Origin of the sequence: Burkholderia sp. Ac-20384, assembly GCF_017104605.1 — a bacterium.
GTDB lineage: Bacteria > Pseudomonadota > Gammaproteobacteria > Burkholderiales > Burkholderiaceae > Burkholderia > Burkholderia lata.
In genome coordinates this window covers 1-6,145 of sequence record NZ_JAAGPE010000420.1, presented here as the reverse complement: position 1 = coordinate 6,145, position 6,145 = coordinate 1, and the positions used below count along the sequence as shown (strand labels likewise).

Genomic DNA, 6,145 nt, shown 5'->3' with positions numbered 1-6,145 from the left:
CGTCGGCGGCCGCGGCCGGTGCGCTCGCGCTCGGCGATACCGCGCAGTCGACTGCGCAGAACGCGATTGCATTCGGCTCGAACGCGAAGGCGTCGCATGCGGGCAGCGTCGCGCTCGGTGCGAACGCGGTGGCGGATGGCTCGACGCTCGGCAATGCGGGGTACAACCCGGGCAGCGGCACGGTTGCCGGCACGAGCCCGGTGGGCGAGGTCAGCGTGGGCAGCGCCGGTGCCGAACGTCGGATCACGAACGTCGCGGCCGGCTCGATCGATACCGACGCGGTGAACGTGAGCCAGCTCAAGTCGCTCGGCACGAACGTGAACAACCTCGGCAACACGACGGCCGCGGCGATCGGCGGCGGCGCGTCGTACGATCCGGCGACCGGCAACGTGTCCGCACCGACCTTCAATATCGCGGGCGGCCAGCAGACGTCGGTCGGCGACGCGATCAACGCATTGAACGAAGGCTGGAACGTGACGACGAGCGGCAACGCGAGCGGCACGTCGGTGACGGCGGTCAAACCGGGCGCGACGATGACGGTCGACGGCGGCAAGAACATCGCGCTGACGCAGAACGGTTCGACGATCTCGATCGCGACGAGCGACACGCCGACGTTCACGAGCGTGGGGATCGATAACGGCGGCCCGGTGCTGTCGGGTTCGGGCCTCGACATGGCGGGACAAAAGGTCACGAACGTCGCGTCGGGCAATGTGTCGTCGACGAGCACCGACGCGGTGAACGGTTCGCAACTGAACCAGACGAACCAGACCGTGAACAACCTCGGCGACAGCACCGCATCGGTGATCGGCGGCGGTGCGTCGTACGATCCGGCGACGGGCAAGGTCACGGGCCCGACGTACAACATCGCGGGCGGCCAGCAGACGACGATCAGCGACGCGATCAACGCATTGAACGAAGGCTGGAATGTGACGACGAGCGGCAACGCGAGCGGCACGTCGGTGACGGCGGTGAAGCCGGGCGACACGATGACGATCGACGGCGGGAAGAACATCGCGCTGACGCAGGACGGCCAGAAGATCTCGATCGCGACGAGCGACACGCCGACGTTCACGAGCGTGGGGATCGACAACGGCGGTCCGGTGCTGTCGGGTTCGGGCCTCGACATGGCAGGCCAGAAGATCACGAACGTGGCGCCGGGCGATGTGTCGTCGACGAGCACGGATGCGGTGAACGGTTCGCAGCTCAACGATACGAACCAGAAGATCCAGGAGACGGCCGATCGCGCGGTGAAGTACGACGGCAACCCGGGCGATCCGAAGACGCAGATCACGCTGGAAGGCCCGGTTTCGACTGACGGCGGCAAGACCGGCGGCACGAAGATCACGAACGTGGCACAGGGCGACGTGTCGGCCAATAGCACGGATGCCGTGAACGGTTCGCAGCTGAACGAAACGAACCAGAACGTGACGAAGCTGGGCGACACGATCACGAACATCGCGGGCGATACGAGCCAGGCGTACACGGATCAGAACGGGATGGGTATCCGCTATGCGCGGACGAACGAAGCGGGGCTTCCGCAAACCGATGCGTTCGCGCAGGCGCCGGGCAGTACGGCGGTCGGCTACAGCGCAACGGCGAGCGCCGCCGACGCATTGGCGCTGGGCCGCGAAACGACGGCCTCGCACGCCGGCAGCGTGGCGCTCGGTGCGCATGCGGTTGCCGACGGCAGCACGCTCGGCAACGCCGCATACAACCCGGGCAGCGGCACGATTGCCGGCACGAGCCCGGTGGGCGAAGTGAGCGTGGGCAGCAGTGGCGCCGAACGCCGGATCACCAATGTCGCGGCGGGCTCGGGCGATACCGACGCAGTGAACGTGAGCCAGCTCAAGGCGCTGGAATCGAGCGTCGGCGACGTGAGCGACCGCGCGGTGAAGTACGACGGCAATCCGGGCGATCCGAAGACGCAGATCACGCTGGAAGGCCCGGCATCGACCGACGGCGGCAAGACGGGTGGCACGAAGATCACGAACGTCGCGCAGGGTGACGTGTCGGCGAACAGCACGGACGCGGTGAACGGTTCGCAGCTCAACGAAACGAACCAGAACGTGACGAAGCTGGGCGACACGGTTACGAACATCGCGGGCGACACGAGCCAGGCGTACACGGATCAGAACGGGATGGGGATTCGTTATGCGCGCACGAACGAAGCGGGGCTTCCGCAGACCGATGCGTTCGCACAAGCCCCGGGCAGTACGGCGGTGGGCTACAGCGCAACGGCGAGCGCCGCCGACGCACTGGCGCTGGGCCGCGAAGCGACGGCCTCGCACGCCGGCAGCGTGGCGCTCGGTGCGCATGCGATCGCCGATGGCAGCACGCTCGGCAACGCCGCATACAACCCGGGCAGCGGCCCGCTCGCGGGCACGAGCCCGGTCGGCGAAGTGAGCGTCGGCAGTGCCGGCGCCGAACGCCGGATCACGAACGTCGCGGCCGGCTCGGGCGATACCGACGCGGTGAACGTGAGCCAGCTGAAGTCGGTGGAAGCGAACGTCAGCGACCTGGATGCCGGCGCAGTGAAGTACGACCGCAACCCGGACGGCACGATCGACTACACGCACGTGACGATGAACCCGGGCGGCGCGCCGACGACGATCACGAACGTCGCGGCCGGCGAGCTGTCGGCGACCAGCACGGACGCGGTCAACGGTTCGCAGCTGTACGAGACGAACCAGAACGTGACGCGCCTCGGCGACCAGATCGACACCATCGCGAACGGCGGCGGCATCAAGTACTTCCACGCGAACGGCGGCAGCGCGACGCCGCTGCCCGATTCGCAGGCGAACGGCGCCGGCAGCACGGCGATGGGGCCGGCGGCGGTGGCCAACGGAGCGAACACGGTCGCGGTCGGCAACGGCGCGGTAGCGAGCAAGGACGGCGACGTCGCGCTGGGCGCGGGCTCGGTGGCCGATCGCGGTGCGGAGCAATACACGGGCAAGTATTCCGGCGCGGACAACACGACGTCCGGCACGGTGTCGGTGGGCGCGCCCGGCGCGGAGCGCACGATTAGCAACGTGGCCGACGGCCGCGAGGCGACCGACGCGGTGAACGTGCGCCAGCTCGACGGCGCGGTGAAGGCGGCGAACGACTATACCGACCAGCAGGTGCAGAAGGTCGCGGGCGACGTCGTGCACGTCGGTGACCAGATCGACAAGCTCGGCGATCGCATGACGAACGTCGAAGGCGACGTGAACAATATCAAGAAGGGCGCGGGCGGCATGTTCCAGGTCAGCCAGGACCAGACGCCGGTCGCACCGTCCGCCAGCGGCAGCAATTCGGTGGCCGGCGGCGCGGGCGCGGTGGCGTCGGGCTCGAACAGCACGGCGATCGGCAACCAGGCGAGCGCGACGGGCAGCAATTCGACGGCGCTCGGCAACGGCGCGAAGGCGTCGGGCAGCAACGCGGTCGCGCTGGGCGCCGGCTCGGACGGCAGCCGCGACAACGCGGTGTCGGTGGGCGCGGCCGGTCAGGAGCGCCAGATCGTCAACGTCGCGCCGGGCACGGCCGGCACCGATGCGGTCAACGTCAACCAGTTGCGCGACATGGAGCGCGGGCTCGGCGGCCAGATCGCCGGCGTGCGCAACGACCTGCAGAACATGGACCGCCGTCTGTCCGCCGGCGTTGCCGCCGCGATGGCGATGGCCGGGCTGCCGCAGGCGTACCTGCCGGGCCGCAGCATGGTCGCGCTCGGAGGCGGCACGTGGCGCGGCGAGAGCGGTGTCGCGCTCGGCCTGTCGACCATCTCCGACAACGGCAAATGGGTCGTCAAGGGCAGCGCGAGCAGCACGTCGCGCGGCGACGTCGGCGGGTCGGTCGGTGTCGGCTACCAGTGGTAAGCGCGCGTCATGAAAGCCATTCACCTTGGAAATCAACGATCCATGCATAACCAGCACACTCGTGTATCGGGCCGGGCCGTCCGCACGGCGGCCGCCGCCTGTCTCGCCGTCGCGCTCGCGGGCTGCGGCAGCCTCAGCACCGTCACGCCGGAAGGCACGACCGACCAGGCCGTGTTTCCCGACGTGAGCCATGCGACCGTGAAGGACGGTTCGTGGCCGAACCTCGACAGCCTGCGCAGTGTACGCAGCGGGATGAACAAGGCTCAGCTGTACGAGCTGCTCGGCACACCGCATTTCTCGGAAGGGCTGATGGGCGTGCGCGAATGGGACTACCTGTTCCATCTGCCGTCGGCAAGCGGCCCGATCCAGTGCCAGTACAAGGTACTGTTCGACCAGGACCGGCTCGCGCGCACGTTCCTGTGGAAGCCGGAAAGCTGCGCCGGCGCGCTCGAGCAGGCCGGGCGTTCGTAACCGGCCGTCACGCGACGGCCGGTGCGGTTGTCTCGACCGGCCGACCCTGCCGGTTCGCCCGCCGTTCGCGCCGATGTGCGCGGGCGGCGCTGCTTTTCCTGCGTTGCCCGGTGTTGCGCCGCGCCTGTTTGCCGAACAGGCCGATTCGGCCGTTCATCGCCGAGGCCGCGTGTGTTCGGCGCCGTCCTGCGCGAAAATCTGTCTCGACGACGAAGCCGGTCCGCGCCGGCATGCACGACGCACCCGCGTCGAACGACAGGAGACGACATGACGAAGCAGGACGACGCGATGCGCATGCACTGCGTTGCGTGGCAGAACGTGCAGACTTGGCAGACCGCCGAATGGTGCCGGCTCGCCGAGACGCGCACGGGCATCGAGCTGTCGGGCACGCTGGCAGGCGCGATCGACGGCATGCCGCTACGCATCGAATACGCGATCGCATGCGGCGCCGACTGGCTCACGCGCTCGGCACGCATCACGCAGTGGGGCGGCACGCAGCCGCCGCGGCAGTGGGATATCGCATGCGACGCGAGGCGCTGGACGATCGACGGCGTCGACGTACCGGCGCTCGCGGGCGCGACCGACGTCGATCTCGGTTTCAGCCCGTCGACGAATACGCTGCCGATCCGGCGGCTCGGATTGGCCGTCGGCGAGGCGGCCGTGATCCACACCGCGTGGCTGCGCTTTCCGGATTTCGAATTCGTGCGCGGCGAGCAGCGCTATACGCGTACGGCGGAGCGCGTGTACCGCTACGAAAGCGGCACGTATGCGGCCGATATTGCGGTCGACGATGCGGGCCTCGTCACCGACTACGACGAATGGCGGCGCATCGGCGCGGCACCCGCGCGTTGATTCACGCGTACCGCGCCGTGCGTCGGTAGCGGCGGTGCGTCAGCGTGCGCTCGCGACCGACAGCTTGCCCGGAATCAGCTTCAGCGTGCTGAACGTATCGGCGATGGTCTGCTGATACGCGAGTGTCGCGTCGCTGATCGGCTGTACGCCGTAACCGGCGCGCTTGAGCGCGACTTCGAGCGTCGGCGCGTCGAGGCCGACGAGCGGCGACAGTTGCGTGGCGACTTCAGGCACATGGTCGCGCGCCCAGCGATCGACCGCGTCGACTTCGTCGAGCAGCGCGCGCAGTACCTGCGGGTGAGCGGTCGCGTATTTGCGCGCGGCGAGGTAGTACTGCGTATTGCGCACGAGCCCTTCGCCGTTCGCGATCGCGCGCGCGCCGATCTGCCGCTCGGCGGCGGCCAGGTACGGATCCCAAATCACCCATGCATCGACGTTGCGCTGCACGAACGCGGCGCGCGCATCGGCGGGTGTCAGGTAGATCGGCTGGATGTCGGCATACGTGAGGCCCGCATGTTCGAGCGCCTTCACGAGCAGGAAATGGACGTTCGAACCCTTGTTGAACGCGACCTTCTTGCCGCGCAGCTGCGCGACGTTGCGGATCGGCGAATCGGGCAGCACGACGATCGCCTCGCCCTGCGGCGCGGGCGGCTCGTTGCCGATGTAGACGAAATCGACGCCGCCCGCCTGCGCGAAGATCGGCGGCGTCTCGCCGACCGTGCCGACGTCGATCGCGCCGGCGTTCAGGCCCTCGAGCAATTGCGGGCCGGCGGGAAATTCGAGCCACTGCACGGTGACGCCCTGGCTTGCAAGCCGCTTCTCCAGCGTGCCGCGTGCCTTGAGCACGACGAAGTTGCCGTATTTCTGGAAACCGATGCGCAGCCGCGTGCCGCTGTCTTGCGCGTGTGCAGGCAGGCCCGCGAGCGGGCCGAGCGCGAGCCCGGCCAGCCCGGCGGCCGCGCCTTGCAGCA

The 6,145-nt window shown here is 68.8% G+C and carries 5 protein-coding genes and 2 pseudogenes; 5 read left to right on the top strand and 2 right to left on the bottom strand.

Annotated features, from left to right (window positions below):
• Positions 1-65: 65 nt before the first annotated feature.
• The 4 genes and pseudogenes from G3O00_RS38790 to bamE form a co-directional block, all read left to right on the top strand.
• Positions 66-3,080: pseudogene (locus tag G3O00_RS38790) on the top strand (autotransporter adhesin); the annotation flags it as partial.
• A 233-nt stretch (positions 3,081-3,313) separates the two neighbouring features.
• Positions 3,314-3,403: pseudogene (locus G3O00_RS44205) on the top strand (hypothetical protein); the annotation flags it as partial.
• Positions 3,404-3,557: 154 nt separating this feature from the next.
• Positions 3,558-3,851 carry a YadA-like family protein gene (locus tag G3O00_RS44200; protein WP_346779020.1) on the top strand — a complete coding sequence of 98 codons (294 nt, stop codon included), beginning with the start codon at positions 3,558-3,560 and terminating at the stop codon, positions 3,849-3,851.
• 42 nt (positions 3,852-3,893) lie between these two features.
• Positions 3,894-4,322, top strand: coding sequence for an outer membrane protein assembly factor BamE (gene bamE / locus G3O00_RS38785; RefSeq protein WP_174930502.1), 429 nt, complete (start codon positions 3,894-3,896; stop codon positions 4,320-4,322).
• A gap of 7 nt (positions 4,323-4,329) precedes the next feature.
• Here the strand turns inward: bamE and G3O00_RS38780 are convergent, their stop codons facing one another.
• On the bottom strand, positions 4,330-4,554 hold the full coding sequence (locus tag G3O00_RS38780; RefSeq protein WP_206146155.1) for a hypothetical protein: 225 nt from the start codon (positions 4,552-4,554) through the stop codon (positions 4,330-4,332).
• Positions 4,555-4,589: 35 nt separating this feature from the next.
• Between G3O00_RS38780 and G3O00_RS38775 the strand changes: the two genes are divergently transcribed.
• A complete protein-coding gene (locus tag G3O00_RS38775) occupies positions 4,590-5,174 on the top strand; it encodes a putative glycolipid-binding domain-containing protein (protein ID WP_206146154.1) in 585 nt (194 codons plus the stop codon).
• Between the two features lie 39 nt (positions 5,175-5,213).
• Here the strand turns inward: G3O00_RS38775 and G3O00_RS38770 are convergent, their stop codons facing one another.
• Positions 5,214-6,143, bottom strand: coding sequence for a sulfonate ABC transporter substrate-binding protein (locus tag G3O00_RS38770; protein ID WP_241025533.1), 930 nt, complete (start codon positions 6,141-6,143; stop codon positions 5,214-5,216).
• Positions 6,144-6,145: the final 2 nt, after the last annotated feature.